The organism is Mycolicibacterium sp. XJ1819 (assembly GCF_053483675.1).
Genome location: NZ_JBEFST010000026.1, coordinates 1 through 25,162, shown reverse-complemented (window position 1 = coordinate 25,162; position 25,162 = coordinate 1). Strand labels below are relative to the sequence as shown.

Below are 25,162 nucleotides of genomic sequence, written 5' to 3'. Positions count from 1 at the left end.
CGTCCGTCCTACAGTTGCGGCGTCAGGTCGAACGCCGTCACGGTCGACATGCGGGTGATCAGCCACTCCGAATCGTGCCGGGTCATCGTCAGCCGGTAGGACAGATAGCGCAGCGACGGAATGTTCTTCGTGACCGGACTGGTGGCGACGGAGTTGGTGTAGACGATGGCGGTCGCCTCCGTGGGCGTCAGCGTCTCGACCGCCGCGCCCATCACCTGGGTCGTGTTGGTGACCTGCGCCTGCTTGTTCGGCGCGACGATGGCGTCGATGTACTTGCGGTACTCCTCGGCGAAGTCGCCGCCGAGGTAGGCGGCCGACCGGTCCGGTAGCGACTCCATGTCGTCGGGTGTGTAGGTCCACAGCGTCGAGATCGCCTTGGCCGCAGTGCGCGCCACGTCCAGCTTGACGTCGACGGTCGCGCGGTCGACCAGGTACGGCTGCAGGGTCGCGCCCGCGTACCCGGCGGCCCCTACGAACAGCGCCGCAGCCACCAGCGCCGCGATCATCAGCCGCCGTCCGGCGGGCCGGTGCGGAACCAGGACCGGCGGCTCCTCCTCGACCGACTCGTCGGTGTCGGGTTCGGCCGTCTTGGCGGCCCGGCGCGCCTTGCCGACCGGCCGCGGCGGCGCGGGGTCGGGCTCTGCGGCTGCCTCCGTCTCGACGGTCGCGTCCGGCACTGGCTCGCTGACCGTCTTCTTTCGGCGCAGGCCGAACCAGCGTCGCCGCGGCTTGGCGGCGTCGGTGGTATCGGCCGGCGGTTCCGGCGAATCGGGGCCCGTGGTCAGATCACCTGAATCAGCTGGCTGATCTTCCACTGTTGTCCTTCCTTGATTGCCGTTGCCACCCAGCGGTTTCCGCTCTCAAATGTCGTCTTACCGTCCGGTGACTTGCTGCTGATCTTGGTCGCGACAAGGATCTCGGCGCTTCCGTTGTCGTTCCACCGCTGCAAGCCCGCCTCGACCACGGTGCCCGTGGTGGGTTCGGCGCGGGCGACCTGTATCAGGATCTCGTTCTGCTTCTCCTTGAACATCTTCTCGAAGTCGCCGGTGGCCTCGGCGAGAATCCCGTCGGCGTATGCGTTGGCGTGGAATGGGTCCAGCGTGGTGTAGTCGGTCATGAACTCGCGCACATAGCCCAGCGCCGCAGCCGCCTCAACCGTTGCGCGGCGGTCCTTTTCGTGAGCGATCAGCATCAGGGTCCCGGCGGCGATCGCGGCGGCGATCAGCAGCGAAGCGGCGACGGCGAGCAGGGGCAGGCCCCACCGGCGCGGCGGCTTGGGAACGGTGTCGAAGAAGCCGGTTTCGTCGGCTTCGACTTTGCGTCGGGGACTCATTGGCCTGCCACATTCATCAGCGGCTTCTTCAGCACCGTGAGATTGGCCACCCGCCACTGCCCCTCGTCGGACTTCTCGAAATCGACCCGCACCGTGGCGGTGATGAACTTCAGGTCCTTGGGGTCCACGCCGCGCTGGCCCTGCATCGCCAGCAGCATCGCCGCGTTTCGCGGTGTCGCCGAGAGCACCGCGCTGCTGACCGCCCAGTATTCGTTGGACGACGCGCCCGCCTCCTGCACCGCCTGCTGCTGAGCGATCAGCTGCGGTCGGTAGGCGTCGGTGGTCAGCGACTGGGCGTGCGAAAAGTCCTGCTGCAGAGTCTCTTTCTGATAGCTGAGCATCTGCTCGACGATCCTCGGCCCCTGCTCGGCGACCTGCTGGCGCGCGATGTCGACGGCACGCTCTTGGCGATACACCACGAGATAGCTCAGCCCGACGGCCAGCACGCTCACCAGTGTCGCGGCGATCAGCACCCACGCGGTCGGCCTGCGCACATCGCGGGTGGGCCGGTCGACCGTGTGCACCTCGGTGCGCAGCAACAGATCGGCGAACGTGCGACGGCGACGATCCCACAGCGGCCACAGCCAGCCGAGGAACAACGCGGCGGTGTCCAGGACATGCGCGACCTCGCGGGCCGACAGTCGCCAGACCCCGACCGGCGCCCCGCCGCGAGTGCGCACCGTGATACCGCACAGCGCCCTGCCCAGGCTGAAGCCCGTGATCGTCGGCAACAGCAGCCGATTGACCGCCATCGCCAGCAACGTCACCGCCAGTGCGGCGATGTACACCCACCACAGCCAACTCATGAACGTCGCGGTCAAACTGCCGACCGCCAGCGTGGCGAGCACCGCGGCGCCCAGCAGCACGTCGACGGCGAACGCGCCCGCCCGCGCCCGCCACGTCGCGAGCGGCGGGCCGGGCGCCACCTCGGTGATCGGCGCGTCGGCGTCGTCAAGAACCGGGGTAACCGACGTCACGAGGTGACCTGATCCAACCTGGCGACCTTGTAGGTGCCCTCGTCGGGCGCCATCTGCACGCGGAGACGGTAGCCGTGTTCCTGGTCGGCGGTCTCGGAGTTGGTCACCTTCACCCGCACCGCGACCAGCACGTTGAACGAGCCGTCGTCGTTTCGCTTCTCCACCGCCGCGCGCATGTCCGACACCTGCACCGAGACGTTGGCCGCCTGGTAGGCATCGACCAGCACCCCGCTGTAGAGGGTGGCCTGGGCGCCGAAGTCACCGGTCGAACACTCGATGATCTTGGTCTGCGCAGCGCTCATCGCCGCCGTGTCCGGGGCGTGGGTGGCCGCCACACAGTCCTTGGCGGCCTGCACGGCGGCGGCTTCGTCGGCCGCGACGGCCTCGCTGCGCTGGTGGGAGCGCAGCGTCCAAGTGCCCGCCACCGCGGCGCCCACCGCCAGCACGAGCAGCGTGGCACACACGGCGACCGCCCACCCGCGGCCGATCCGAGACGGCCGCCGCGCGTCGGTGTCGCCCTCGGCTGGCTGGGATTCTGCGGAATTCTCTTCGGTCTGGTCGGTGGAAGATACTGCTAACGACTCGTCGGGCGTCTCATCAGCATCGGTGGGGTTCAGCTGGCGGGTGCCAGCATCTCCTTCCATCCGTCGTCTCCTGGGTTGCTCGAGTTGCTGACGTTGTACCTGACGCCGTCAGGCCCCACCACCTCACCGCTGGTCGGGGTGTACACCGCCGTGGCGCCGGGTGGTCCTGGTGCCGGAGTGTAGATGCAGGGGTTGGGTTGTTGTCCACTGCACGTCACGCTGCCGGTGCCCGGCGGGCTGAGCGGGTCGCTGACCGGCATCGTGGACTGCGGCGCGGGCAGTTCGTCGGCCGGCAGTGGGTTGATCCCGTTGTTGACGGTGGGCGCCGGAACCACGCCGCGGCCCGGGTTCACGCCCTGGTCGCAACGCGCACCGGCGGCCGGGCACGACAGCACCTGGTTCGGATCGCCGTACCACGGGTTGGTACCCAGCGGGACATACGGTTCATCGCTGCGGCACTCCATCGGGGTGGCCGCGCGCTTACCCGGCACGTCGACGCACGGGTAGTTGCGCGCCCCGCGAACGACGTTGGCCTGGTAGTCCTTCGGGATCTTGCAGTAGGTCCCGGTGGGCAGCGGTCGCAGGCTGGTGTCGGCCGGCGAGCGCCATTCCGAGGCCGGCAGGAAGCCGGTCAGGCACGGCGGCGGCTGGTTGATCGACAGCGCCAGCGGCAACTGGCCGACGTCCTCGAACAGTGTGCCCGCCTGGCTGGCCGCGGCGCCCTGCGGCAGGATCACCAGCGTCTGTTCCAGCCCCTTGTGGTAGCGCTTGAGCATGTCGATCACGATCGACAGATTGGCCAGGGTCTGCGGCAGAGCGTCCTGCACACCGCCGAAGACGGCGTTGACCTGATCGAGGGTGGGGGCGGCCTGTTCGAGACCGCTGCGCAGCGCGGCGTCCTGTTCGGCCGACTGCGAGGCGATGACGTTGAGGTTGCGTGACCACCGCTCGATGTTGTCGCCGGACTGCACCTGGCTGTCCAGGATGGGCGCCGCATTCGCGATGATGTCGTTGACCTGCGGCAGGTTGTCCTTGAAGCCCTGCGCCAAGACGGTCGTCGAGTCGACGAGCCGCTGCAGGGCCGGCCCCAACCCGCCGACAGCGTTCGAGGTCTCGGTCAGCAGGGCGTCGATCTTCTCCTTGGGCAGCACCGCCAGCCCTTCGTTGGCGGCGTCCAGCGCCGGGCCCACCTCGGCGGGCACGGTGCTCTCGGTGATGGTGTGACCGGGGCTCAGGTACTGGCCCGGATTGCCCGTCGACACCAGGTCCAGATACTGCTCACCGATCGCCGACACCGAGTGGACGTTGGCGGTCGCGTCGGCCGGAATCTTGTACCGGTCGTCGATACTCATCACGGCCAGCGCGCCGTCCTCCGTCGGCTCGACCCACTTGACCTTGCCGATCTGCGTACCGCGGTAGGTGACGTTGGCGGTCGCGTACAGCCCGCCCGATCGCGGCAGTTCGGCCTTCAGCTCGTACTGTCCGATGCCGATCAGGCTGGGCACCCGCAGGTAGTACCAGCCCAGCACGACGAGCGCGACGATCGTCAGGATGGTGAACAGCACCAGCTGAATCTTGATGAACCGGGTCAGCACAGCTCACTCACCCCTTTCCACCAGCGGACCGCCGGGCGCGTTGTGCGGGTTCGGGGTGAACCGCACGTCGGGGATCATCGTCGCCGGGTCACGTCCCCAGGCCTGCTCGAGTGCACGCAGCATGCCCGAGACGCCAGTCCCGGTCAGGATCCCGTTGTCGACGGCCGACAGCGTCAGGTCCACCATCAGCGACACGTTGAGGTAGTCACCGCGCACCACCTTCGGCACGTTCTCGATCGAGAACGGTGCGGTGAGCATCAGCTTGAGCGCACCGACCAGGTACGGCGAGGACCTGCCGAGCTGCTTGAGCGGCCGCTGCAGGTTCTGCAGGTTGGTGTGCAGGTTGTCGCTGGCCGGTGCCAGCGCGTCGTCGGCCGCGCCACTGATCCGGCCGACCGCCACCACCGCGTCGGAGAACAAGTCGCGGGTCTCGGCGAAATGCTTGATCAGCGGCGGGAACTCGGTCAGCACCCGGTCCAGTGTCTGGGTGCGCTGACCCACGATCGACAGCAGCCGGTCGGTGGAGTCGATGGCCCGGGTGATGTCCTCGCGCTGCTGGTTGAGCTCATTGGTGAACGTGTCCAGCTGGTTGAGGAACTCGCGGATCTGGTCGGCCCGCCCGTTGAGGATGTTGAAGATCTCGGTCTGGATCGTCTCGAGGTTCTGCACCCCGCCGCCGCGCAGGATGGTGGCGATGCTGGCCAGCACCCGCTCGGTGCTCGGGTACGCCGAGGCGTTTTGCAGCGGGATCGTGTCACCGTCGCGCAGCGGCTCCGGCGACGGATCCGGCGGCGGCTCGAGTTCCACGTGCTGCGAACCCAGCAGGCTGGTCTGGCCGATCTTGGCCAGCGCGTTCGCGGGCAACTGCACACCGGGCTGCAGATCCAGGGTCAGCGTGGCGACCCAGTTCTTCAGCTCGATCGCGCGCACCCGACCGACATAGACGTCGGCGACGCGCACCCGGCTGTTGACGTTGAGCGCCAACGTATCCGGCATCTGCACGTAGACGGTCGTGGCGTCCGAACCGGTGCCGGGTCCGCCGGGCAGCGGCACGTTCGAGATACCGCGCCATGAACCGCATGAGGTCAGCACGAGCGCGACCGCGGTCAACGCGACGGCCCGTCGCGCGATCCGGCTCCATGTGCGCTTCATGTCATCCACCTGCCTCGGCTGGTAGCGCCGGTCCGCTGGGTGCGGCCGGGGCCGGTCCCGGTCCCGGTGCCGGCATGGGCCCGCTCATCGCGGCACCGCCCGGATCGCCGGGGATCACCCCTGGTGCGGGCGCAGGCGGCGGTCCCGGCTGCGGGTACCACGGTGGCGGCAGCGGGGTGTTCTCGCTGTACGCGTTGGGCGGTCCGGCCTGATGCGGTCCGCCGAAGGTCGGCGGTGCCGGCGGGATCACACAGTCGGGCCCCCCCATCAGTTCCGAAAGACACTCGGGGGTCATCATGTTCGCGGTGAACGGCTGCACATCGATGCCCTGCATTCCCGGCGCGGCGACCCAGCCCTGCTCGTGGTTGCCGTGCGAGAACAACGTGTCGCGCGACCAGATGCCCGGCACGGTGGTGTCCTTGTAGCCGGCCGGCGGCTGCAGCCTGGGCTCGGAGTAGGCGATGTGCTTGGGCAGCGTCATCGCCGACGCGAACTGGTTGACGCCGAAGGGCGGGAAGTTGAACTTGATCGCGTCCAGGATCGGCGCCAGGTACTGCGCGCACATCTCGGCGGACTCCTGGTAGCCCAACCGACTGCCCGCCTGGATCGAACTGCAGACGAACTGGATCGGGTTGGCGAAGTTGTTGATCACCGGGATGCCCATGACGCCGCCGGTGACCGGGGAGATCATGTTCATCAGGTTGGCACCCAGCGTCGGGAACACGTGTAGTGCGGTTTCCAGGCCGTTGCGCGAATCCGGTTGCAGGATCGCGTTTGTGGTGTCCGCCAGGTTGTTGATGTCGTGGGTGAGCACCTCGGCGTTCTCGTCGAGGAACTGCCGGGTGGTGGTCAACAACTGATTGAGGTCACGCAGCGCATTGGCGACTTCGCGGTCGGTGTTGGTGAACGCGTTGGTGAACTGCGCCAGGTTGTCGTTCAGCGCGACGAACTGCTGATCGCTGCGGTACAGCGCGTTGACGAACAGCGCCAGGCTCTTGACCACGCTGAAGAAGTCGTCGCGGCCCTCGTTGAGCGCGAACAGCGCTTCGGACAATCCGGTCAGCGTCTTGTTGAGCTGCTCACCCTTGCCCGCGAAGCCGTCGGCGGCCGACTCGATGATGTCGCCGAACGGGCCCTTGGGCTGCTCGGGGGTGGGCCCCAGGTCGGTGAGGATCTGGCTGAGCGAGTCGCGTAGCTCGTCGTACTCCACCGGCACCTGGGTGCGGTCGAGTGGGATGACCGCGTTGTTCTCCATCACCGGGCCACCCGTGTAGGGCGGCGCCAACTGAATGGTGCGCGACGCGACCAGGCTCGGGTTGAGGATCGAGGCGGTGGCGTTGGCCGGCACCTTGTACTTCTTGTCGTAGTGGAAGGTGACCTTCATCTTGTCGCCCGCCGGATCGATCGAGTCGATCGTGCCGACCTGCACACCCATGATCTGGATCTTGTCGCCGGGATAGAGCGCCAGTGTGTCGGTGAAGTAGGCGACGACGGTGTTGGTCGTCAGCCGCTTGAACAGCGTGAAGCCGACGAACCCGGCCACCAGCGCCAGCACCACGATCAGGGTGCCGATGATCACCGCCGCGCGAGACACCCGCGGCAACTTGAAGTTTCGGACGTTGAAGATCGTCGTCATCTGTTATCCCCCTAGCCCTGCTGCGATCCAGGCGGCAGGAACGGCGGGTTCCCGGGCAACGGCGGTGTGCCGGCGGGGGCCAGTTGCTGGCCGGGCCCAGGCGGCGGTGGTGGTCCCGTCAGCGCCGGTGGCAGCGGCGCGATACCGGGGGTGAAGTCCGGCGGTCCCGGCACGGGGCTGAGCGGAACCGTGCGGGATCCCGGTGGGCCCTCGGCGATCGGCGCGTGCGCACCGGGGACGTTGGGCGGAAGCTGACCGGGGATGGCCGCGGCGGGCGCCCCCGGCGCGGGCTGCGGACCGTGCGCGTTCGGGTCGGAGGTCACCACGTCGACCGGACCGTATGCCGGGCCGCCGAACGGTCCGACGGACAGGTCGGCACACGGCAGCGGGTTACCGGGCCGCGGCGCACCGTCGGCCGGCGGGGTGTACGAGCAGGGATGGCCCTTGAGCACGCCCGGTCCAGGGTGCTCGGGGGTGCCCTCGAGGACGGCAGGCCCCGGCGGCGGTGCGCCGTTCTCGAAGCCCTGCGCGTTGGGATCGGGCCAGCGCCAGGCCGGCAGGCCCGCGTCGCGCCAGAACTTCTCCGGATCGATGCCGCGCTTCTTGAACGCGGCGTCGACGAACGGCTGCAGGATCTGGCCGGGCAGCAGGTTGACCAGCATCACCTTGAAGTACGGCCCCGAGGCCACGGCCTCACCGAGGGAGGCCACGAACTTGGCCACCGTGGTCAGGGTGTCCATCAGGTCGAACCGGCGGTCGTGCAGGATGTCGCTGACCACCCGCAACTGCTCAAGCACCTTGTTGAGGTTGGGGTTGTCGTCGATGAGGCCCTTCACCTGCTGACTGAAGCTGCTCACCCGCTCCAACAGCGCGCCGACCGCGTACTGGCGTTCGTTGATCGCGGCCAGCAGGGTCTGGGCGTTGACCAGCAGCGCGTTGATCTGGCCACTGCGGTCGCCCAGCACTCCGGCGATCTTGTTGGCGTTGGCCAGCAGTTGCTTGACCTGGTCGTCGCGTTTACCGATGGTGTCGGAGAACCGGGCCACCCCGTCCAGCGCTGCGCTCAGGTGCGGATAGGTCTGATCGATGGTCTCCGACAGCACGTTCAGCGACCGCTTGACGGTGTCGGTGTCCCAACCCGATGCCGCCTCGGTCACGTCGAAGAAGGCGTCGTAGATCTGATAGGGGGTGGTGGTCTGGCCCAGCGGCAGAATCCCGTTGGACCGCAACGGATCCGAGCCGCGCGGCTCGATCTCGATGTTGCGCCTGCCGAGGATGGTGTCGGTGCGGATGGCCGCGCGGCTCTCGGTGCCGATCTGGGTGCCGTCCAGCGAGTAGCCGATGACGACCTTGTCGCCGTCGATGTCCATGCTGCGCACCAGGCCGACGTCGACCCCGGCGATCCGCACCTTGTCACCCTTGTTCAGCCCGCCCGTGTCGGCGAACTGCGCGTAGTAGGTGGGCGTCGCGAACAGCATCGGCACGCTGGCGAAGCTCTGCCCCACCCCGATCACCAGGATCAGGACGAGGATGCCCACGACCCCGTTTCGGACCCGGTCCGATCCCTCCAGAGTTCTCATTGCGGCGTGCACCTACCCGACGGCTGGCTGAACAGTTTGACGGTGCGCACCGGACCGCCGGGCTGCAATCCGTTGAGCTTCAACGAGATGTCGCAGGCGTAGAAGTTGAAAAAGTCGCCGTAGATGCCACCTGCGCGGCCGATGATCTTGAAGGCGGACGGCAGCCGGACCAGGATGTCGTTGAGCTGCTCCTTCTGGTCGATCAGCGGCTGCTGGGTGACCTCGAGGTGACCGATCGTGCTCTGCAGCAGCGGACGGTTGTCGGCGAGCAGATCGGCGACCGTTCCGGCGGCGTCGCTGATCTCACCCACCGAGGTCGCGATCGGATCGGCCCGGTCCTTCAGCCCGGTGATCAGCGCCTCGAAGTCCTGCAGCGTCTCGTCGAACTGCTGTTGATGCTTGACCGTGGTGTCCAGCACGGCGTTGAGGTTGCGGATCACCTCGCCGATGGCCTGGTCGCGGTCGGCCAGCGCCGACGTGAGCGACGCGGTGTGGTCGAGGATATCGTTGATCGTGCCGCCCTGGCCCTGGAACACCGTGATGATCGACTGCGCGATGCTGTTGACCTTGTCGGGGTCCAGCGCCCGGAACACCGGGCGGAAGCCGCCGATCAGCGCGTCGAGGTCGAGTGCGGGCTGGGTGCGTTCGATCGGGATGGTGCCGCCGGCCGCCAGCCGCTTGTCGCTGTCCCCGCGGGTCAGCTCCATATACCGGTCACCGATCAGGTTCAGGTACCGCACCGAGGTCGTGGTGCCCTCGAACAGCGGCAGCGAGCGCTCCACGTTGAAGTCGACCTTGACCTGGGAACCACCGTCGATCAGTTCGACCTTGGAGACCTTGCCGACCTCGACCCCCGATGCGCGGACGAACTGACCCGCCCGCAACCCACTGGCACTGGAGAACACCGCGCTGTATCCGGTGGTGCGGTCGAAGCGCACCTGTCCGAAGACCACGACGATGATCGCGGTGAACAGCAACAGCACCACTGAGAAGGCGCCGAGCTTGATGGCGGTACCGGTGATTTTCATGGATTGATCGTGTTCTCCCCAATCTGGCGTCCCCAGACGTACTCGATCAGGATCGGCTGCCCAAGCTCGAAGTGGTTGTACGGCGCGATCGACGCGCCGGTGTCCATCACCAGGTACGGCGCCGGCCACAGATCACGGGTGATCGGCTGCCAGCAGCCCGGCCTGCCTTCGGGCCCGCCGCGGGCGTTCACCCGGGGCAGGTTGTCCGGGTACACGTAGGGGTTGCCCGCGCCCATCAACTCCGAGAGCGTGCGCAACGAGTAGCCGTTGCCGCCCAGCGAGGCGGCCACCTTGGGCTCCACGTCGTGGAAGTTGCGGATCGTGCAGAACAGCGCCGGGCTGTGCTCGTCGAGGATCTCCGAGGGCCGGATCAGATCCTCGGCACCACGCACCAGGTACGGGCCGCCGCGTTCGAAGATGTCACCGCCGGTGTTGCCGAACCCGATGGCCGCCATCAACGCCTGGTCGATGTTGCCCTGCTGCTGGTTGAGCGTGCTCGCGGTGGTGACCGCGTTCTCCAGGCCGTCGAACAGATCCGGCGCGGCGTCGGCGTAGACCTCACCGAGGTCGGCCAGCAACCGGTTGTCCTCGCGGATCTGCGGCATCTGCGGGTTGATGTCGGCCAGAATCTCGTTGCCGTTGACGATCGACTGCCCGAACCGGTCGCCCAACCCGTCGAACGCCTCGGCGGTGGCCTGCAGCGTCTGGTTCAGCTTGATCGGATCGACCTGCTCGGACAGCGACACCACCGTTTCGAACAGCGTGTTGAACTCGGTGGTCACCGTCGTCACGTCGATGACGTCGGCGCTGGTGATCCTCGCCTTGTCGGGGTTCTCCGGCGACGAGAAGTTCACATACTTGTTGCCGAACACCGTGGTGGCGTCGATGCTGGCGTCGACGTTGCGCGGCATCAGGTGCAGGTACTTGGGGTTGACGTCCAGGGTGATCTTCGCGCGGGGCTGACCGCCGACGGTGACCTCGTCGACGGCGGTCACCCGGCCGATCTCCACGCCGTTGTAGGTGACCTTCGAACCGGGATCCATCGACAGGCCCGCGCGTGCCGAGATCAGCGTGAGCTTCTCGCGGTCCAGGAAGTCGCCGCGGAATTGCATGAACACCAGCACGATGGCGATGACGGTCAGTACCGCGAGCACCAACCCGGCCAGCTTGTAGGGCGGGGTGCGAGACGAGTTGAGGGGGGCCGTCATTGCGCTACACCGTCAGGTTGAAGTTCGGGTCGACGCCGTAGAGCGCCAACGAGGCGAACAGGACCACACACACGATCGCGACCAGCGAGGCGCGCATCGACCGGCCGACGGCCTCACCGACGCCGACCGGTCCGCCGCTGGCGAAGTAGCCGTAGTAGCAGTGGTTGAGCATGACGATCACCGAGATGATCACCGCCTGGATGAACGACCAGAACACGTCGTCGGGTCGCAGGAACGTACGGAAGTAGTGTTCGTAGGTGCCGATCGACTGCCCGTAGAAGATCGTCGTGGTCACCTGCGCGGACAGGAAGCTCATGATGATCGCCATCGCGTACAGCGGGATGATCACGATGAAGCCGGCCATGATCCGGGTGGACACCAGATACGAGATGGACTTGATGCCCATCACCTCCAGTGCGTCGATCTCCTCGCTGATGCGCATGGCGCCGAGTTCGGCGGTGGCGCCGGCGCCGACCGTGGCGGCCAGCGCCTGCCCGGCGACGACGGGTGCGGCGATGCGCACGTTGATCAGCGCGGCGAAGAACCCGGTGAACGCCTCGACGCCGATGTTGCCCAGCGAGGCGAACCCCTGGATCGCGACGAGCGAGGACCCGGACAGCGTGACGAAGCCGACGATGGCCACGGTGCCACCGATGACGGCCATCGCGCCCGTCCCCATGCCGATCTCGGCGATCAGCCGCAGGGTCTCCCGGCGGTAGTAGCGCAGCGCGTGCCCGATCTGCCCGACGGCGGTGACGACGAACCACGCCACGTGGCCGATGCTGTCCAGCCCGCGGGCGGGGGCGGTGACGATGCCCTGGCCGCGGGCATAGGCCCGCGGGAACCGGCTCTGCAGGACCTGAGTCGTCGTCACGTCAGCTCCCCGTTCCGAATCGCACACCGATCGTGGTCAGCACCACGTTGACGGCGAACAGCGCGATCACGCACAGCACCAGGGTCTCGTTGACCGCGGTCCCCACGCCCTTGGCGCCGCCGGCCACGGTGAGCCCGCGGTAGCAGCCGACCAGACCGGCGATCAGGCCGAACGTCATCGCCTTGATGATCGAGATGACCACCTCGGGCAGGCCGGTGATCAGCGTGAGCGTGGAGACGTAGGCACCCGCGGAGACGTTCTGCAGGTACACGCCGAAGATGAAGCCGCCGACCAGGCCGACGGTGATGACCGCGCCGTTGAGCAGCATCGCGACGAACGTCGACGCGATCACCCTGGGCACCACCAGCCGGTGGATCGGATCGATGCCCAGCACCTCGAGGGCGTCGATCTCCTCGCGGATGGTGCGCGCACCCAGGTCGGCGCAGATCGCCGTCGAACCGGCCCCCGCGACCACGAGCACGGTCACCAGGGGCCCCAACTGGGTGACGGCGCCGATCGCCGCGCCGGCTCCGGAGACGTCGGCCGCGCCGAACTCGGCCAGCAGGATGTTCAGGGTGAAGATCAGCAGCACGGTCAGCGGGATGGACACCGCCAGGGTCGGCAGGAACGCCACCCGCATCAGAAACCAGCTCTGAAGGATGAACTCGCGCCACTGGAACGGCGGTTTGAAGGTGGCCTTGCCGGTGAGCACGCACATGCGGACGAAACCGCCGACGGCGGTGAGCCCGGGCCGGATCTGGTCGCGGACGTAACCGACCATGTCGGTCGACGCCGTCACCGCTGTGCTCCCACGCCGAAACCGCGACCGTCGTGGCGCACCGCCAGCAGCTGTCGCAGTCGCACGCCTCCTCCTTGCCCGACCGCCGTACGTGTGACCAACGTCTCCCTACTCGCGGGTAGTAAGACGGACCTCAGGACTGTACCCGATGCGATCGGAGCCGTGCATCGCATCGGCAGGATTGTGTCCTTAACCGTTAGCAAACCCGCTGACCTCCCGCTAGCCCCGCTGCGCCCCGGCAGAAACCGTTGGCGGAGTAGAACTTTCGCCTGCGTCAATCGGTTTTGTCGCTCCGAAACGCTTCCGAAGTTCTGTTTTCAGCACTTTGCCAGCCGGGTTGCGTGGCAGCGCGTCGACCACCTCGATGGCCTTGGGGTGCTTGTACCGCGCGAGGCGATCGGTGAGGAATCGGTCGAGATCAGCCAGGTCGAGATCGCCGTCGGCATCCGTACCGGCGTCGGCGTGCAGGGCCACCACGGCCACCGGGACCTCGCCCCACCGTTCATGCGGACGCCCGATCACCGCTACTTCGGCGATCGCGGGGTGTGCGGCCAGCACGTTCTCGACTTCCGCGCAGTAGATGTTCTCGCCGCCGGAGATGATCATGTCCTTCTTGCGGTCGACCACCCAGACGTAGCCCTCTTCGTCCTGGCGGACCAGGTCACCGGAGTGGAACCACCCGCCGGCGAACGCCTCGGCGGTGGCCTGGGGGTTGTTCCAGTAGCCGGCCATCAGCGTGGGTGCGCGGTAGACGATCTCGCCGACCTCGCCGACCGGGACGTCGTTCATCTCGTCGTCGACGACGCGCGCCGCGACCGTGGGGATCACCTTGCCGACCGAGCCCAGTTTGCGAATTGCGTCCTCCGCCAACAACATACAAGTGACCGGCGACATCTCCGTCTGCCCGAACGCGGCATAGATCTGGGTCCCGGGGAAGGTCTCGAACATGTCCCGCAGCAGCGTGTCCGACGCCGGCGCGGCACCCCACGACAGGGTCCGCAGGGCCAGCTTGCGCGGATGGATCTTCTGCTCGGCGCACACCGCCTGCCACTGCGCGGGCACCAGGAACATCGACGTGACCTTCTCGGCTTCGAGCACGTCGAGCAGTGCGCCCGGGTCGAACGCGCCGAGCGGGTAGACCACCGTCGGCAAACCCAACTGAAGCGGGCTGATCATGTTCCCGACGCCCGCGATGTGAAACAGCGGCACACCGATGAACCCGACATCGGTGGCCCGCGGGTGTGTGGTGAACAGGTTCGTCATCGCCTGCCCGGCGATGTTGGTGTGGGTCAGCACGGCACCCTTCGGGCGGCCGGTGGTCCCCGAGGTGTACATGATCAGCGCGGGCGAGTCGTTGGGGATGTCGACGGGGGCGGGCGCGGGGCCGTCCTCGGCCAGCAGGTCGTCGTAGTCGAGCACATCCGCACCGTCGTCACTGCCGCCCACCACGATCACGGTGTGCAGCGTGGGGTCGATGTCACGGACCGCGGTGGCGACCGCGGCCAGCACCGACTCGGTGATCACCACCCGGGCCTCGCAGTCGCTGACCAGGTAGGCGATCTCGGGCGGGGTCATGCGGAAGTTGACCGGCACCGCGATCGCGCCGAGCTTGTTGGCCGCCAGGAACGCTTCGATGAACTCGGTGCGGTTGAGCATCAGGATCATCACCCGGTCACCGAACGCGACCCCGCGACGGCTCAACGCGCCCGCCAGGGCCGTCACCCGACGGTCGAGTTCACCCCAGGTCGTGGTGTGGCCGAGAAACCGCAGCGCGGTGGCCTCGGGCTGCATCAGCGCGTGCCGTGAGAGTTGATTAGTCCAGTTCTGCCGGCGCGCCAGATATGGCTGCGCGGTGAGGTCGGGCTCGGTCAACGCTCAACTGCTCCCCTCTGCCTGGGTTGCGCCGTCTTGATATTTGATCAAACATGGTGTTGCCCCGGTCACACTATGGCCTCGGTGGCTCCGGGACAAGCCCGGGGTCGGACAGACCGGAGACGCCGTGAACGCCCCCGCCAAGCCCCGCCCACGACCGCGGCGCGAGCAGCTGTCAGACGAGGTGGCCGCACGGTTGCGGGCAGACATCATGACCGGGGTGCTGCGCCCCGGCACCTTCATCCGGCTCGACGAGAGCGCGGCCCGCCTCGGGGTCAGCATCACCCCGGTGCGCGAGGCGCTGCGCACGCTGCGCGGCGAGGGCATGGTGCAGTTGGAACCGCACCGCGGTCACGTGGTGGTGCCGCTGACCCGGCGCGATATCGAGGACATCTTCTGGCTGCAGGCCACCATCGCCGCGGAGTTGGCGGCCACGGCCGCCGGGCGGATCACCGACGCGCAGATCGACGACCTCGAGCGGCTCAACGACGCGCTGGCCGTCGCCGTCGAGAACACCGATCTGCAGGAGATCGCCGCCGCGGAGTTCGCGTTCCACCGCGCGTTCAATCGCGCCGCCGGCCGGCTCAAGTTGGCGTGGTTTCTGTTGCACGTCGCGCGGTATCTACCCGGCGACATCTACGCCGGCGATCCGCGCTGGGGCGCGGGTTCCGTCGCGGGTCACCGCGAGCTGATCGCCGCACTGCGCCGGCGCGACGTCGACACCGTCGTGCGACTGACCCGCGCGGAGTTCACCGACGGGGCCCACCGGTTGATCGCCTGGCTGGAGGAAAGGGGCCGGTGGGACTGACGGCTAGGGCTTCGCCAGTTGCTCGGCGCGGGACTTGAGGTTGTCGGCCAGGTAGTCCAGCGTGTCGCCGATCGCCTTCTTGACCATCTGGTTCGGGATGGGCAGCTTGGTCTCCACCTCGAGATCGACGGTCAGCAACGACGAGGCGCCGATCGGCACCACGGAGAACTTCTGCTCCTGCTTGGCGAAGTGGTCACCCTGCTGCAGCACCGTGTAGATCTGGTTCTCGCCGGGGTAGTACACCGCGGTGATGAAGGTGCCGGACTGGCCCTGCACCACCACGTCGAGGCGCAACTGACTGGGTCGGCCGTCGTCGTAGCGCGCCAGCACCCAGCAGCCCTTGATCTCGGAGTTCCACAGCGGGTACGACTCGAAATCGGCGACGATCCCCATGATCGCGTCGGCGGGGGCGGCCACCTCGACCGTCTTGCTCACCAGCGGCATCGCACGAGCATATCGACGCCTCCGGACGGTCTAGCGGGCGGCTTTCTGCACGCCGTCGATGTCGCCGATGTCGTCGATGTCGCCCAAGTCGATGCCCAGTGGGGAGGCGACCCGCACCGTCTCGTCGCGGATGAGTCCGCGCAGCAGCGCGGTGCTGAACTCCACCGCGATCTCGGGGGCCGTGCGCCGGCCTTGGGGCCGCAGCCACCGGTAGGAGCCCAGCGTCATACCGATGTAGCCGAGGGCGAGCACATGGGAGTCACAGTCGTAGAACTCGCCGCTGGCGATGCCGCGGTCGATGACGTCGCGCACGTGCTCGTAGACCTGGGTCTCCTTCTCCCGGATGTAGGCCACCTGGTCCTCGGTGAACCACTCGGTGATGTAGGGGCCCTCCTGGAAGTACACCGCCGCGCGTTCGACGTTGCCTGCGATGCCCACCAGCAGACGGCGGGTGAAGTGATAGATGGTCTCGCGGGCCGAGGCCGTCGGGTTGTCGTGCAACGCGTCGACGGTGAAGTCGGCGGCGCCCTTGTAGATGTCGTACAGGATCAGCGATTTGCTCGCGTAGTAGTGGTAGACGGTGGCCTTGTTCAGGCCGACGGCGTCGGCGACGTCGTCCATCCGGGTGCCGTGATAGCCGCGGGCGGCGAAGAGCTTGGTGGCGACGGCCAACAACTCTTCGCGACGCGACATCCCGTTAGGGCTCGACGAAGCTCCGGGTGACGAGGCGGGCATGATGACTCACTCTATGTTCAATCAACTGGTTGGCAGTCTAAGTGCTCGGGCTATCGCCGCGACGACGGCCGGTCTAGACTCCAATCAAAACCGGCCCGTTGCGCGAGAGGTGATGACGTGGATCCCAACCCCGACTATGACGCGAGCGACGAGTTGGAGTACGGCATCAACTGGTTCGCCTGGATTCTGCGCGGCGTCTACCCGCCACCCGCCTACCCCCCGGTCTAACCACGCCCCACCACGTCGCAACGTCGCTCTCGACGCGGTCTGACCCGGCCCGTCACCGGCGCGAACCGACACCGCAGGAGGGGCACGCGCGCCGCCGAAACGCAAATGGCACACTCTCCGGATGATCATCGGGATACCGCGCGAATCCCACGCGGGTGAGACGCGCGTCGCCGCCACGCCGCAGACCGTCGGCCAACTCGTCAAACTGGGCTACTCCGTCGTCGTCGAGTCGGGTGCCGGCGCCGCCTCCAGCTTCACCGACACCGCCTACGTCGAGGCCGGCGCCAGTGTCGGTACCACCGAAGAGGCGCTGGCCGCAGACGTCGTGCTCAAGGTCAACGCACCCACCGATGCCGAGATCGCGGCCGTGCGCGACGGTGCGACGCTGGTCAGCCTGATCTCGCCGGCGCTGAACCCGGACCTGCTGGAGAAGCTGTCCGCACGGCCCATCACGGTGCTGGCGATGGACGCCGTTCCCCGTATTTCGCGGGCGCAGTCGCTGGACGTGCTGTCGTCGATGGCCAACATCGCCGGATACCGCGCGGTCGTCGAGGCCGCGCACAGCTTCGGGCGGTTCTTCACCGGGCAGGTGACCGCGGCGGGCAAGGTGCCGCCGGCCAAGGTGCTCGTCGTCGGCGCGGGCGTGGCCGGGCTGGCCGCCGTCGGTGCGGCGGGCAGCCTCGGCGCGATCGTGAAGGCCACCGACCCGCGGCCCGAGGTCGCCGACCAGGTCAAGTCCCTGGGCGGGGAGTACGTCGCCGTCGACCCCGAGGCGGCTGAGATTTCCAAGACCGGCTACGCCAAGGAAATGGGCGAGGACTACAAGGCCCGCGAGGCCGCGCTCTACGCCGAGTTGGCCGCCGACGTCGACATCATCATCACCACCGCGCTGATCCCGGGTAAGCCGGCGCCCCGCATCATCACCGCCGACATGGTGGCCTCGATGAAGCCGGGCAGCGTGATCGTCGACATGGCCGCATCCAACGGCGGCAACGTCGAGGGCACGGTCAAGGATCAGGCCGTCGTCACCGACAACAACGTGACGATCATCGGCTACACCGACCTGGCCGGCCGGCTGCCCGCCACCGCCTCCCAGCTGTACGGCACCAACCTGGTCAACCTGCTCAAGCTGCTCACCCCGGAGAAGGACGGTCAGCTCACCCTCGACTGGGACGACGTCGTCCAGCGCTCGGTGACCGTCGTCCGCGACGGCGACGTCACCTGGCCGCCGCCACCGGTGCAGGTTTCGGCGGCGCCTGCGGCGGCCCCCGCCGCCGCGGTCGAGGCCAAACCGGCCAAGGAACCGATGTCCAACGCCCGTCGGCTCGGCCTGACGTTCGCGGCGGCCGCGGCGGTGTTCGCGCTGATCGCGGTGTCACCGGCGGCGCTGCAGGTGCACCTGACGGTTTTCGCGCTGGCGATCGTGATCGGCTACTACGTGATCGGCAACGTGCACCACGCGCTGCACACCCCGCTGATGTCGGTGACCAACGCCATCTCGGGCATCATCATCGTCGGCGCGCTGCTGCAGATCGGCCACGGTGACATGGGCAATGGCACCGTGATCACCGCGGTGTCCTTCGCCGCGATCCTGCTCGCCAGCATCAACATCTTCGGTGGTTTCGCGGTGACCCGCCGCATGCTGTCCATGTTCACGAGGAGCTAACCCAATGTTCAGTCTCGAGACCACCGCCACCGCGGCGTACGTCGTCGCGGCGCTGCTCTTCGTGCTGTCCCTGGCCGGGCTGTCCAAGCACGAAACCTCCCGCGCCGGCATCAGTTTCGGCATCGGGGGCATGGCGATCGCTCTGGTCGCGACCATCGCGCTGGCCGTCAACCACCAGATCGAGCCGCTGGGCCTGGGTCTGCTGGTGGTGGCCATGGCCATCGGCGCGGCGATCGGGTTGTGGCGCGCGCGGATCGTCGAGATGACCGCCATGCCCGAATTGATCGCGTTGCTGCACTCGTTCGTCGGCCTGGCGGCCGTGTTGGTCGGCTGGAACGGCTACCTGCACGTCGAGGCCGACCCGGCCGGCGCCGAAGCCGTCCAGATGGGCCAGGAAGGCATGCTCGGCATCCACTCCGGAGAGGTCGTCATCGGCGTGTTCATCGGTGCCGTGACGTTCACCGGTTCGGTCGTGGCCAACCTCAAGCTGTCGGGCCGGATGAAGTCGGCCCCGCTGATGCTGCCCGGAAAGAACATCCTCAACGTCGGCGCCCTGGTGGTGTTCGCGGCGCTGACCGTCTGGTTCGTGATCGACCCGCAGCTGTGGGTTCTAGTGGCGGTCACCGTGCTGGCGCTGCTGCTCGGCTGGCATCTGGTCGCCTCGATCGGCGGCGGCGACATGCCGGTGGTGGTGTCGATGCTCAACAGCTACTCGGGGTGGGCCGCGGCGGCGGCGGGCTTCCTGCTCGGCAACGACCTGCTGATCGTCACCGGCGCGCTGGTCGGCTCCTCGGGTGCCTACCTGTCCTACATCATGTGCAAGGCGATGAACCGCTCGTTCATCTCGGTGATCGCCGGTGGTTTCGGGATCGAGGCCGGGCCCGCCGACGACAAGGATTACGGCACCCACCGCGAGATCGACGCCGAGGGCGCGGCGGAACTGCTCGCGTCGGCCAGTTCGGTGATCATCACGCCGGGCTACGGCATGGCCGTCGCCCAGGCCCAGTACGGCGTCGCCGACCTGACCCGCAAGCTGCGCGACCGCGGCGTCAACGTCCGGTTCGGCATCCACCCGGTCGCGGGTCGCCTGCCCGGCCACATGAACGTGCTGCTGGCCGAGGCCAAGGTGCCCTACGACATCGTGCTGGAGATGGACGAGATCAACGACGACTTCGGCGACACCGACGTCGTGCTGGTCATCGGCGCCAACGACACCGTGAACCCGGCCGCATCCGAGGACCCGGGCAGCCCGATCGCGGGCATGCCGGTGCTGACGGTGTGGAACGCGGCAAACGTCATCGTGTTCAAACGGTCGATGGCGTCGGGCTATGCCGGCGTGCAGAACCCGCTGTTCTTCCGGGAGAACACCCAGATGCTGTTCGGCGACGCCAGGGACCGGGTGGACGCCATCAACGCCGCGCTGTCGGAAGCGGTGCACGCCGGTCACTAGGGTCTGTAGGCATGCCGGTCGATCGACTGTTACCCACTGACGAAGCACACGACCTGATCGCGCTGACCCGCGACATCACCGACAAGGTGCTCGACCCGATCGTCGATGAGCACGAGAAGGCCGAGACGTACCCCGAGGGCGTGTTCGCCCAACTCGGCGAGGCCGGGCTGCTGAGCCTGCCGCAGCCCGAGGAGTGGGGCGGTGGCGACCAACCCTACGAGGTGTACCTGCAGGTGCTCGAGGAGATCGCGGCACGCTGGGCATCGGTGGCGGTGGCGGTCAGTGTGCACAGCCTGTCGTCGCACCCGCTGCTGGCCTTCGGCACCGACGAGCAGAAGCAACGCTGGCTGCCCGGGATGCTCGGTGGTGATCAGATCGGCGCCTACAGCCTGTCCGAACCCCAGGCCGGTTCGGACGCCGCCGCCCTGCAGTGCAAGGCGACCCGGGGCGAGGACGGCTACGTCGTCAGCGGCTCGAAGTCGTGGATCACCCACGGCGGGCGCGCCGACTTCTACACGCTGTTCGCCCGCACCGGCGAAGGGTCGCGGGGAATCTCGTGTTTTCTGGTCCCGGGCGGCCTGGACGGGCTGAGCTTCGGCAAGCCCGAGGAGAAGATGGGGCTGCACGCCGTGCCGACCACCTCGGCGTTCTACGACAACGCCCGTGTCGATGCCGAGCGGCTGATCGGCGAGGAAGGTCAGGGGCTTCAGATCGCCTTCTCGGCACTGGATTCCGGGCGGCTGGGCATCGCCGCCGTCGCGACGGGTTTGGCGCAGGCCGCGCTGGACGAGGCCGTGACGTATGCCAACGAGCGAACGACGTTCGGCCGCAAGATCATCGACCATCAAGGCCTGGGGTTCCTGCTCGCCGACATGGCCGCCGCGGTGGCCAGCGCCCGGGCGACCTACCTGGACGCCGCGCGCCGCCGCGACGCCGACCGGCCGTACTCGCAACAGGCCAGCGTCGCCAAACTCGTCGCCACCGACGCCGCGATGAAGGTCACCACCGACGCGGTGCAGGTCTTCGGCGGCGTCGGCTACACCCGCGACTACCGCGTCGAGCGCTACATGCGCGAGGCGAAGATCATGCAGATCTTCGAGGGCACCAACCAGATTCAGCGGCTGGTCATCGCCCGCGGCCTCACTTCCTAGCGCACCCCCTTTTACATGCGCGAGCAGACGCAAAGTCCGCCAAACTGGGCCGAATTTGCGGATTTTATGTCTGCTCGCGGGGAGTTTCGCGGGGTGAGGTGACCGTCACCTGTGTGCCGTAGCCCGGCACCGAGCTCACCTCCATCGCGCCGCCCATCGCGTGGAACCGCGCAAGCAGCGATCCCAGGCCGATGTGTCCGTCGGCGACGTACCGCTCGAGGGTGGAGGCGTCGAAGCCCGCGCCGTCGTCGGAGACGGTCAACACGATGCGGTCGCCCGACCGTGTCAATCCCACCCGAACATTCGTCGCGCGGGCGTGCTTGTGGACGTTGGCCAGTAGCTCACGGGCGGCCCGGTACAACAGCTGCTGGGACTCCGGCTTGCCGACCTCGTCGAGATCGGCCACCACCGAATAGTCACCGCGAGCCTCGAACTGGCGCACCAGTTCTCGCACCGCGGCGGTCAGGCCGAGCTGGGCCAGCACCTGCGGATGCAGCTCGGTCACCGTCGAGCGCAGCGTGGCCGCGGTCTGCTGCAGCGCGCTATGCACGGACTCCAGCGCAGGGTCCCCGGTGCGCTCGCGCACCTCGTCGAGGTCGAGCCGGGCGGCCAGCAGGGTCTGCAGCGGGCCGTCGTGCAGATGCTCGGCGACTTCGCGGTTGTGTCGCTCGTCGGCTTGCATCGCCTCGGAGACAAGTTGACGGCGAACGTGTTGCAGCTTTCTGACCCGCGCCTGCCTGCGCACCAACACCAGGCACAGGCCGGTGGCCGCGGCGGCCGCCCACAACAGGAAACCCACGTGGGTGTAGACGAAGTCGGGCAGGCCGACGCTGTCGTCGCGTTTGGAGTAGACGATCCACACCGCCAGGTAGCCCAGCGCGGTGCCGGTGCCGAGGATCGCCGTCAACCCCGGGCGGTCCTGGAACGCCACCGCGATCGGTAGCACGAAGAACACCGGCAACAGCGCCGCTGTCGCGCCGCCGGACACCAGACACAGCACCAGCACCACCAGCATGTCCACCGCGGTCGAAGACCAGCCCGCCCAGCGCGGCACCGGGCCGCGCAGCACGACGGCCAGCCACACCAGCGCCGCGGCGGCGTAGGCCCCCAGCACCACCAGGTACACGACGGGCAGCCAGTGGTCGACCTCCCACAACCACACCAACAGCGCGATCAATCCGATCAGCGGCAGGCGCAGCACCGCGGTGACCCGCACCGGCTCCGCGGTGAAGAAGTCTGCGACGCGGTCCGTCCGGTCCCGCACGTCAGTCCAGCAGCTTGCGGCGCATCGCCTCGGCAACCGCCGCGCCGCGGTCGTTGACACCCAGCTTCTCGTAGAGCCGCTGCACATGGGTTTTGACGGTCGAGGGGGCCAGGTAGAGCTCCTTGGCCATGGCGGGGACGCTGCTGCCCGCGGCGATGAGCCGAAGGACCTCGCGCTCACGGGGACTGAGCATCGGGCCCTCGGGTTCGGCCCGCCTGCGGATCTCGCCTGCCAACCCGGCGGCGAGGCTGGGAGCCACCACATCGCGGCCCTTGGCGCAGTTCAGCACGGCGTCCACCAGTTCGGCCCTGCTGGACTCCTTGGGCAAAAACCCGGCCGCGCCCTGCTGCAGCGCCCCGAACACGATCGCCGATTCGTCATGCGCGGACACCAGCAGCACCCGGGTGGGCAACTGGTCGCGGTTCACCGCGGCGGCTACCTCGGCGCCGTCCATGCCCGGCATGCGGTAGTCCAGCAGGGCGACCTGCGGCTGATGCGCGCGGATGGCCGCCAGCGCCGTCGTGCCGTTCTCGGCCTCGGCGACCACCTCGATCTGCCCGCTCGACGTCAACGCCCGCACCACGCCCTCGCGGAACATCGGATGGTCGTCACCCACGACCACCCGCACCTTTTCACTGGTCACCCCCGACGCCACAACGTTCAGCTTGACATAGCAAATGCCCCGCGTTCCTCCGATTGGGGGACACCGGATTCATCCGTCACCACCCCCCATCGCCCGACATACAAACGGTTCGCCGTGCCGCAACCTTGAGTCATCGCCGGAACACCGTGGCAGACAACCGAAAAACCCACTCACACAGGAGAACCGAAATGACCACCGACACCACCACCCAGACCGCTCGCTTCGCCCGCTACTTCGCCCTGCCGGTCATGGCGGCCGGGATCATCGGCGGCGCCGCCCTCGGACTGGCGGGCACGGCCAGCGCAGGCACCTACTCCCAGCCGCACCCCAACATCGTGGCCACCCCGCAGGTGCACGCCCATCCCGCGCCGCAGGCGCTGCCCGGCACCCACCACCACAACCGCATCGTCCATCTGATGAACCTGCAGCCCGGATACCAGCCCTGAGCCACTCTCCAAAGAGGCCCTCCCCGACCGTCTTCCCGGGGAGGGCCTCGCCGCACAAAAAGCGGGGGCACCCATGGGTGCCCCCGCTTCTGTGGTGTCGTGATCAGACCCCGGTCGGTACCTCTGCGGTCTGCAGCGCCTGAGCGACGCCGGAGACGATCGCGGCCAGGCGGATCGCCTCGAAGATCGCCGTCCGAGAGACGTCCGCGTCGCGGAGGGTCTTCTCATGCGCGGTCACGCAGTGCCCACAGCCGTTGATGGCCGACACCGCCAACGACCACAGCTCGAAGTCTTCCTTGGCGACACCGGGGTTACCGATGATGTTCATTCGCAAGCCGGCCCGCAGATCGTCGTAGGCCCCGTCGAGCTGGCCCTTGGTGCGGTAGAAGACGTTGTTCATCCCCATGATGGCCGCCGCGCCGAGCGCGGCGTTGTAGGCCTGCTCGCTGAGGATGCCCAGCGCGTCTTCGTTGATCTCCCGCTGCAGCCGTTCGGATTTGGTTGCCGCCGCGGTTGCCACCAACGCACCCCACAACTGCTGTTCGGACAGCTCGGTGGTCTTGACGATGCTGCTGAGATTGAGCTTGAGATCCTTGGCGTACTCCGGCAGCGCCTCCTTGATGTTGTCGATGCTCACGGTTACACCGCCTCGGCGAGAAGCTCGGCCGGCTTGATCGTGGGATCGCCCTTCTTCCAGTTGCAGGCGCACAGCTCGTCGGACTGCAGGGCGTCGAGCACCCGCAGCACCTCGTCGACGTTGCGGCCCACCGACCCGGCGGTCACCGACACGAACTGAATCTCGTTGTTGGGGTCGATGATGAAGGTCGCCCGGTCTGCCACACCGTCGGCGTTGAGCACACCCGCGGCCTGCGACAGCTCACGCTTGAGGTCGGAAGCCATCGGGAACGGCAGCTTCTTGAGATCCTCGTGCTGGGCGCGCCATTGGAAGTGGACGAACTCGTTGTCGACGGAGACACCGATCACCTTCGCGTCGCGGTCCTCGAAATCCTCGTTGAGCTTTCCGAACGCGGCGATCTCCGTCGGGCACACGAAGGTGAAGTCCTTCGGCCAGAAGAAGACGATCCGCCACTTGCCCTCGTGATCTTCGCTGGTCACACGGGTGAAGTAGTCGTCGGGCTGCTTCGCGTCGACCTGTGACAGGTCGCCACCGATGACCGCCGTCATGTCGTAACGGGGAAACTGGTCACCGATTGTCAGCAACGCCATAGTTGACACACCGTCCTTTTGTCTAGTTTGGAGTCAGTCCAGATTACCTGTTCAATTCTCGGTGTTGTGCGGTGTAAAGACAAGCTAACCGAACGTGATTGTGGCCACACTCCCGGCCCCGGAATCGTTTCCGTTTCAGCCGATTTCGTCGACGGGGGCCTGCGCGCACGGGCCCACGTGATCGGCGGCGCTACCGTGAAGAGATGTCGAACATCTCCCGCGACGACCGCATCGATGACGTGGCGCCCGGCGACGTGGTGCTGGTATCCCGGGGCTCCGAGGACGCCCGGCCGTACAAGGTGGTGCACAAGGAAGCGTCCGGCGGCCCCGCGACGTTCGTCGTCACCTTCGAAGCCGACAACGGCGAGACGTTCCAACTCGACTATCCCGCGGGCACTCGTGTGACCCGCGCGCTGCAGGCGAAGTGGGAGTCGTCGCAGAGCCCCACGGACAACCTCCCCG

Annotated in this window: 25 protein-coding genes and 1 pseudogene; 7 read left to right on the top strand and 19 right to left on the bottom strand. The window is 67.6% G+C overall.

The window, feature by feature from the left end:
- Positions 1-8: 8 nt before the first annotated feature.
- From ABQE89_RS23910 to fadD5, 13 genes are all read right to left on the bottom strand, one after another.
- The gene (locus ABQE89_RS23910) at positions 9-815 is read right to left on the bottom strand and encodes a mammalian cell entry protein (protein WP_448421288.1); all 807 of its coding nucleotides are present in this window, start codon (positions 813-815) and stop codon (positions 9-11) included.
- Positions 782-1,333 carry an Rv1363c family protein gene (locus tag ABQE89_RS23905; RefSeq protein WP_448421286.1) on the bottom strand — a complete coding sequence of 184 codons (552 nt, stop codon included), beginning with the start codon at positions 1,331-1,333 and terminating at the stop codon, positions 782-784. The genes ABQE89_RS23910 and ABQE89_RS23905 overlap by 34 nt, the downstream gene beginning before the upstream one ends.
- Positions 1,330-2,310, bottom strand: a complete 981-nt coding sequence (locus tag ABQE89_RS23900; RefSeq protein ID WP_448421284.1) for an RDD family protein — start codon at positions 2,308-2,310, stop codon at positions 1,330-1,332. The genes ABQE89_RS23905 and ABQE89_RS23900 overlap by 4 nt, the downstream gene beginning before the upstream one ends.
- Positions 2,307-2,954, bottom strand: a complete 648-nt coding sequence (locus ABQE89_RS23895; protein ID WP_448421282.1) for an Rv1363c family protein — start codon at positions 2,952-2,954, stop codon at positions 2,307-2,309. The genes ABQE89_RS23900 and ABQE89_RS23895 overlap by 4 nt, the downstream gene beginning before the upstream one ends.
- The gene (locus ABQE89_RS23890; protein ID WP_448421280.1) at positions 2,924-4,489 is read right to left on the bottom strand and encodes a virulence factor Mce family protein; all 1,566 of its coding nucleotides are present in this window, start codon (positions 4,487-4,489) and stop codon (positions 2,924-2,926) included. The genes ABQE89_RS23895 and ABQE89_RS23890 overlap by 31 nt, the downstream gene beginning before the upstream one ends.
- A 3-nt stretch (positions 4,490-4,492) precedes the next feature.
- On the bottom strand, positions 4,493-5,641 hold the full coding sequence (locus ABQE89_RS23885; protein ID WP_448421278.1) for a virulence factor Mce family protein: 1,149 nt from the start codon (positions 5,639-5,641) through the stop codon (positions 4,493-4,495).
- 1 nt (position 5,642) lies between these two features.
- Positions 5,643-7,277, bottom strand: coding sequence for a virulence factor Mce family protein (locus ABQE89_RS23880; RefSeq protein ID WP_448421276.1), 1,635 nt, complete (start codon positions 7,275-7,277; stop codon positions 5,643-5,645).
- 11 nt (positions 7,278-7,288) lie between these two features.
- Complete coding sequence (locus tag ABQE89_RS23875) at positions 7,289-8,857, bottom strand: virulence factor Mce family protein (protein WP_448421274.1); 1,569 nt, start codon at positions 8,855-8,857, stop codon at positions 7,289-7,291.
- Positions 8,854-9,885 carry an MCE family protein gene (locus ABQE89_RS23870; RefSeq protein WP_448421272.1) on the bottom strand — a complete coding sequence of 344 codons (1,032 nt, stop codon included), beginning with the start codon at positions 9,883-9,885 and terminating at the stop codon, positions 8,854-8,856. Before ABQE89_RS23870 ends, ABQE89_RS23875 begins: the two co-directional genes overlap by 4 nt.
- The gene (locus ABQE89_RS23865) at positions 9,882-11,093 is read right to left on the bottom strand and encodes an MCE family protein (protein WP_448421270.1); all 1,212 of its coding nucleotides are present in this window, start codon (positions 11,091-11,093) and stop codon (positions 9,882-9,884) included. The genes ABQE89_RS23870 and ABQE89_RS23865 overlap by 4 nt, the downstream gene beginning before the upstream one ends.
- A gap of 4 nt (positions 11,094-11,097) precedes the next feature.
- Positions 11,098-11,967, bottom strand: a complete 870-nt coding sequence (locus ABQE89_RS23860; protein WP_448421268.1) for an MlaE family ABC transporter permease — start codon at positions 11,965-11,967, stop codon at positions 11,098-11,100.
- A 1-nt stretch (position 11,968) separates the two neighbouring features.
- Positions 11,969-12,748 (bottom strand): MlaE family ABC transporter permease, encoded by a 780-nt coding sequence (locus ABQE89_RS23855; protein WP_448421385.1) that lies wholly within the window; start codon positions 12,746-12,748, stop codon positions 11,969-11,971.
- A 237-nt stretch (positions 12,749-12,985) separates the two neighbouring features.
- Entirely contained in the window at positions 12,986-14,638 is a 1,653-nt protein-coding gene (gene fadD5 / locus ABQE89_RS23850) for a fatty-acid--CoA ligase FadD5 (protein ID WP_448421266.1), read from the bottom strand.
- A gap of 127 nt (positions 14,639-14,765) precedes the next feature.
- On the opposite strand from fadD5, the gene ABQE89_RS23845 reads away from it, so the two are divergent.
- Positions 14,766-15,446, top strand: coding sequence for a GntR family transcriptional regulator (locus ABQE89_RS23845; protein WP_448421264.1), 681 nt, complete (start codon positions 14,766-14,768; stop codon positions 15,444-15,446).
- Between the two features lie 3 nt (positions 15,447-15,449).
- On the opposite strand, the gene ABQE89_RS23840 is transcribed toward ABQE89_RS23845, so the two are convergent.
- Both ABQE89_RS23840 and ABQE89_RS23835 read right to left on the bottom strand, forming a co-directional pair.
- Positions 15,450-15,890 carry an SRPBCC family protein gene (locus tag ABQE89_RS23840; protein ID WP_448421262.1) on the bottom strand — a complete coding sequence of 147 codons (441 nt, stop codon included), beginning with the start codon at positions 15,888-15,890 and terminating at the stop codon, positions 15,450-15,452.
- Between the two features lie 30 nt (positions 15,891-15,920).
- The gene (locus ABQE89_RS23835; RefSeq protein ID WP_448421260.1) at positions 15,921-16,625 is read right to left on the bottom strand and encodes a TetR/AcrR family transcriptional regulator; all 705 of its coding nucleotides are present in this window, start codon (positions 16,623-16,625) and stop codon (positions 15,921-15,923) included.
- A 120-nt stretch (positions 16,626-16,745) separates the two neighbouring features.
- Between ABQE89_RS23835 and ABQE89_RS23830 the strand changes: the two are divergent.
- The 4 genes and pseudogenes from ABQE89_RS23830 to ABQE89_RS23815 all read left to right on the top strand — a co-directional run.
- Positions 16,746-16,853: pseudogene (locus ABQE89_RS23830) on the top strand (CAP domain-containing protein); the annotation flags it as partial.
- A 121-nt stretch (positions 16,854-16,974) separates the two neighbouring features.
- Positions 16,975-18,519: a Re/Si-specific NAD(P)(+) transhydrogenase subunit alpha gene (locus ABQE89_RS23825; protein ID WP_448421258.1), complete on the top strand. Its 1,545-nt coding sequence runs from the start codon at positions 16,975-16,977 to the stop codon at positions 18,517-18,519.
- Between the two features lie 4 nt (positions 18,520-18,523).
- A complete protein-coding gene (pntB, locus tag ABQE89_RS23820; protein WP_448421256.1) occupies positions 18,524-19,969 on the top strand; it encodes a Re/Si-specific NAD(P)(+) transhydrogenase subunit beta in 1,446 nt (481 codons plus the stop codon).
- Positions 19,970-19,980: 11 nt separating this feature from the next.
- Positions 19,981-21,120: an acyl-CoA dehydrogenase family protein gene (locus ABQE89_RS23815; RefSeq protein ID WP_448421254.1), complete on the top strand. Its 1,140-nt coding sequence runs from the start codon at positions 19,981-19,983 to the stop codon at positions 21,118-21,120.
- 64 nt (positions 21,121-21,184) lie between these two features.
- Here the strand turns inward: ABQE89_RS23815 and ABQE89_RS23810 are convergent, their stop codons facing one another.
- Together ABQE89_RS23810 and ABQE89_RS23805 are read right to left on the bottom strand one after the other, a co-directional pair.
- Positions 21,185-22,384: a sensor histidine kinase gene (locus tag ABQE89_RS23810; protein ID WP_448421253.1), complete on the bottom strand. Its 1,200-nt coding sequence runs from the start codon at positions 22,382-22,384 to the stop codon at positions 21,185-21,187.
- A gap of 1 nt (position 22,385) precedes the next feature.
- Positions 22,386-23,039 carry a response regulator gene (locus tag ABQE89_RS23805; RefSeq protein ID WP_448421251.1) on the bottom strand — a complete coding sequence of 218 codons (654 nt, stop codon included), beginning with the start codon at positions 23,037-23,039 and terminating at the stop codon, positions 22,386-22,388.
- A 176-nt stretch (positions 23,040-23,215) separates the two neighbouring features.
- On the opposite strand from ABQE89_RS23805, the gene ABQE89_RS23800 reads away from it, so the two are divergent.
- Positions 23,216-23,473 (top strand): hypothetical protein, encoded by a 258-nt coding sequence (locus ABQE89_RS23800; protein ID WP_448421249.1) that lies wholly within the window; start codon positions 23,216-23,218, stop codon positions 23,471-23,473.
- 103 nt (positions 23,474-23,576) lie between these two features.
- Here the strand turns inward: ABQE89_RS23800 and ahpD are convergent, their stop codons facing one another.
- Positions 23,577-24,110: an alkyl hydroperoxide reductase AhpD gene (gene ahpD, locus ABQE89_RS23795; RefSeq protein ID WP_448421247.1), complete on the bottom strand. Its 534-nt coding sequence runs from the start codon at positions 24,108-24,110 to the stop codon at positions 23,577-23,579.
- A gap of 2 nt (positions 24,111-24,112) precedes the next feature.
- On the bottom strand, positions 24,113-24,700 hold the full coding sequence (locus tag ABQE89_RS23790) for a peroxiredoxin (protein WP_448421245.1): 588 nt from the start codon (positions 24,698-24,700) through the stop codon (positions 24,113-24,115).
- A gap of 203 nt (positions 24,701-24,903) precedes the next feature.
- On the opposite strand from ABQE89_RS23790, the gene ABQE89_RS23785 reads away from it, so the two are divergent.
- Positions 24,904-25,162: hypothetical protein (locus ABQE89_RS23785; RefSeq protein ID WP_448421243.1), on the top strand; the 259-nt coding region annotated here is incomplete at its 3' end.